The organism is Candidatus Jordarchaeum sp. (assembly GCF_052745115.1).
The window spans coordinates 1-3,107 of record NZ_JBRAKS010000416.1; the positions used below are offsets into that span (position 1 = coordinate 1).

The following is a 3,107-nucleotide window of genomic DNA, read 5'->3' on the forward strand; positions in this document are numbered from 1 at the left end:
AAGTAATAGTGGATATATCGTATGTTGACTATAAATATATATATTATTATACTTATTACTAAAATATTAGGATAATCATATTTAATACTTTCATAAACGAGGAAAATGAGTTTTAGTAAAGGATGCAAAATTTAAATATAAAACATAACATCATTTTTTATGGCGTAACCAAGGAGGATATTTAAAGGAGGTGTGAATATTTGGATGTTTTTGAAGCGATGTATACTAGACGTTCTATCAGACAATTTAAGGTAGGAGAAAAAATTCCTGAATGGAAAATTGAAAAAATTTTAGATGTTGCAAGACATGCACCCTCACCTGAAAATGTGCAAGCTTGGAAATACATTGTAATTAGAGACCAAAAATCCAAGGAACTTTTGGCGGACTTGGCCCAGGAAACCTCCTCTGGAGCATTCGGAATGTCGCGGTTCGAAATGCCTGCAGACCGTCTGTGGTATGTGCCTCCGCCAGCAAGGGTTGATACGGTTGAGGGCATGTTCGATGGTTCACTATTTAGATATCCAGAAACTTCAGACACAGTAATCCTGTGCTGCTACTCAGATCACTACTACGATCTACCAACAATACCTGGATCAATAAAAGAGATCAATATTGCTGCAATGAGTATGGCTGTACAAAATATGTGGCTTGCATGTACAGCACTGGGCGTTGGCGCTGGTTGGGACAGTTTTCCTGTCATTGGTGATGAGCGGCGACGGGAATTAGTTTCCGATTACTTTGGTATACCCAAGGGTTGGACACCATTAACTGCTTTTTGTTTGGGTGTTCCATTGTATGCAAGGGTTCTTGGTCCTACAAGATATCCTATGGAAGGGGTAACATTTAGAGAGGCTTGGGGTATCCCGTATATTAGGAGTGAATTAAGGAGATAAAGGAGGAGGAAAAGGTGTCGTTGACAATAAATTTGGATATAGATGTTAAAAAGAAATTTGAAGAGATTGCCAAGAAAGGGGAGATTTCACCAGAATCGCTTGCTATGTATGTGCTTACTCTTTGGACGACGAGAGGTGGGGGAGTAGTGCTTGGTAGGAAAAAGGGTGAAAGGCAAAGGATTGCTATTGATTGGCCCACAGGTTTTGATCTGCTTAACAAGTCCGGGGACACCTTGGAGCATATCCCTAAGACTAAAGGAGTTTTCACCGAGACGATTTTGGATAAAGATTGGTATACCTTTGGAGGTAAGTAAAGATGAGTGAATGGTTAGGCAAAAGGGAAATTAAAAAGGAGGATCTTTCCGAATGGCTTAAGGATATGAAGTTCTTTGGTTCGATTGGCCGCTGGTTTATGCAGATTAATTTGCCACACATTATGGTGGTTGTACCTGAGGAACATATTGATGCCTTGGTTCAGAAAGTTGAAAAGAAATATGGCACACTATCTGCGGGTACACTTAAGAGAGCTGCCTTGGATGCTTTGATCGAATGGATTAAAAAGTAGGTGTGAGGGGTTTGCATGGCTGATGTAAAGAAGATTGTGGAAGGTTTTAAACAGTTGGTGGACGCCATCAATAAGAGTGCCCCAGCGAAGGGCATTTTAGCCAAGTGGTTAGAAGGATATGTAGGCAGGATTCACGCGTTTGAAATTGATGATAAGAAATTTCATATTGTTTTCTGGCCGGATAAAGCTAAGTTTGTTGACGGAGAGAGTCACACTCCAGATATTGTGATTCGTGCTACGGCAGACGCTTGGAACGATATGGTTACTGGTAAGAAGAAATGGTCTCAACTTCTTAATGAGGGAACTTTGTTTATTATTGGTGCTGCAAACGAAATTCAGCCTTTTATACAGATTGCAATGACCGCAGGAGTTATTCCATCAGGTTAGATTCTTACTTTTTCTTCTTTTCTTTTTAGGAATTTTTTCAATTTTTATTTTACTTTAATACCGATTTTGCAATAATTTTCATAGTAATATTTTGTGTTCAACAAATCAAATATGTTATTAGATAGGTTACCCGAATAATGTTTAAAAAGATTATTCGACTTGTTCTTTATACAATCTTTGTTTGATACTTATTGGTTGGGAGATAGTACAGTGTCTAATCTAATGAAGCTATACCACATTGTTAGACCGGTGCTTTCCCTTATCCCTGTTGGTAGTTTCATTATTGGAATTATTTTGTCATTATTTAATCCCTTTTCTTGGAGTCTCTACCAATACAGTTCTGTTTTTATGTTTTTTATTTTATCGAGTCTTTCCCTTCCAATTTTTTTACTGTCTTATCTTTCTATTTTTCTTTTAGGAATTTCTAGTTCTTGTTTAAATTCGTTGGTAGATGCAGAAGACAGCGATTTAGGATCTTTCCGAAAAGACTATCAGAATCCTATTGTTTATTATGGGGTATCCCCCACCCAAATGAAAATTATTATGATTTTCTGTTTTATTACTAGTTTTTTTATTAGTTTGTATGTGTCTTTGGTGTTTGCAGTTATGATTTTGATTGGTAGTTTGATTTCTATCTCTTATTCCTATTATCCTAGAATGAAAAGGAGAGCTCCTCTTGATGTTATCTGGAATGCTGTTGGTCTTTTTACTCTACCTTTTATTGCAGGTTGGATTGTTTTTCACAACTCTTCAGAGATTTTATTTCATTCTATTCTTGTTTTTAGACTTTCATATTATTTTTGGATAGGAGGAGAAATTTTACTCATTTTCATGGTATTAATTAGCACGTCTTGGTTTCCTTTTCTTGAGATGGTTGGCGGTACTTTAATAGGCGGAGCCTTTTATGTTTTGACGGCTGTTTTGGATTTTGATAGTGATAAAAGGTCAGGTATTAAGACAATTAGTGTTTTTTTGGGTAAGCGTTATTCAATCCTATTAAGTCTTTTACTTTATGTTTCTGGTGTTTTGATAATGTTTGAGCATATTGTTTTTGATTGGAGAACCATATTATTGGTTTTCACAACAGCGTTTTTTATGGTTTATTTAGTTTTAAAACCCGATAGAAAGAATACATGGAATCTTATAAAATGGATTTCGTTAACAACGCTAATTCTTATTGCTACAGAAATAATTCTAATAGTTATTAGGGCGTAAAAAGTCTTTTGTACACTTCGAGGTTCGGAATGGTCTCTTTCAACTTC

At 36.2% G+C, this 3,107-nt stretch carries 5 protein-coding genes; all 5 read left to right on the plus strand.

Annotated elements, in window-relative coordinates; translation table 11 throughout:
- The first annotated feature begins 200 nt into the window (after positions 1-200).
- The 5 genes from ACUVXA_RS18805 (at position 201) to ACUVXA_RS18825 (ending at position 3,060) form a co-directional block, all read left to right on the plus strand.
- Positions 201-893 carry a nitroreductase family protein gene (locus ACUVXA_RS18805; protein WP_445872824.1) on the plus strand — a complete coding sequence of 231 codons (693 nt, stop codon included), beginning with the start codon at positions 201-203 and terminating at the stop codon, positions 891-893.
- Between the two features lie 14 nt (positions 894-907).
- On the plus strand, positions 908-1,207 hold the full coding sequence (locus ACUVXA_RS18810; protein ID WP_445872825.1) for a hypothetical protein: 300 nt from the start codon (positions 908-910) through the stop codon (positions 1,205-1,207).
- 2 nt (positions 1,208-1,209) lie between these two features.
- A complete protein-coding gene (locus ACUVXA_RS18815; protein ID WP_445872826.1) occupies positions 1,210-1,458 on the plus strand; it encodes a hypothetical protein in 249 nt (82 codons plus the stop codon).
- 15 nt (positions 1,459-1,473) lie between these two features.
- Positions 1,474-1,845, plus strand: a complete 372-nt coding sequence (locus tag ACUVXA_RS18820) for an SCP2 sterol-binding domain-containing protein (protein ID WP_445872827.1) — start codon at positions 1,474-1,476, stop codon at positions 1,843-1,845.
- 210 nt (positions 1,846-2,055) lie between these two features.
- On the plus strand, positions 2,056-3,060 hold the full coding sequence (locus tag ACUVXA_RS18825; protein WP_445872828.1) for a UbiA family prenyltransferase: 1,005 nt from the start codon (positions 2,056-2,058) through the stop codon (positions 3,058-3,060).
- Positions 3,061-3,107 lie beyond the last annotated feature (47 nt).

Coding starts and splice junctions, on each gene's coding strand:
- ACUVXA_RS18820 (WP_445872827.1), top strand. CDS start 1,474: ATGGCTGATGTAAAGAAGATTGTGGAAGGTTTTAAACAGTTGGTGGAC.
- ACUVXA_RS18815 (WP_445872826.1), top strand. CDS start 1,210: ATGAGTGAATGGTTAGGCAAAAGGGAAATTAAAAAGGAGGATCTTTCC.